The organism is Aeromonas sobria (assembly GCF_050266975.1).
GTDB classification, from domain to species: domain Bacteria; phylum Pseudomonadota; class Gammaproteobacteria; order Enterobacterales; family Aeromonadaceae; genus Aeromonas; species Aeromonas sobria_B.
Window position 1 is genome coordinate 1 of the sequence record NZ_JBKISU010000157.1, and the last position, 247, is coordinate 247.

Sequence of the window (247 nt, forward strand, 5' to 3'; positions counted from 1 at the left end):
TCCACCGCTTTGAGGGTTCGGGTGCGCCCGGTCGGCGTTAGCCAGTCCCGAGCTGGAACCTGCTCTACACCAGGGTAACCAACCAAAACATTTCCTTTAAATCTAATGAGATAAGCAAAGCCTAGCTCTTGCTCCAGGCGTTCGAACAGCTCCATGTAACCAAAGCCGCGGTCAGCTACTACCGTCACGAAGATACCCTCTGGCAACGTCTGCTTGAGCTTGGTGAGCAGCTCTTTCTCATGGGCAT

1 pseudogene is annotated in these 247 nt (G+C 53.8%); it reads right to left on the reverse strand.

The features are described from left to right. Positions 1-247 (reverse strand): annotated as a pseudogene (locus ACLHZ1_RS20910) (IS4-like element ISAs18 family transposase); the annotation flags it as partial.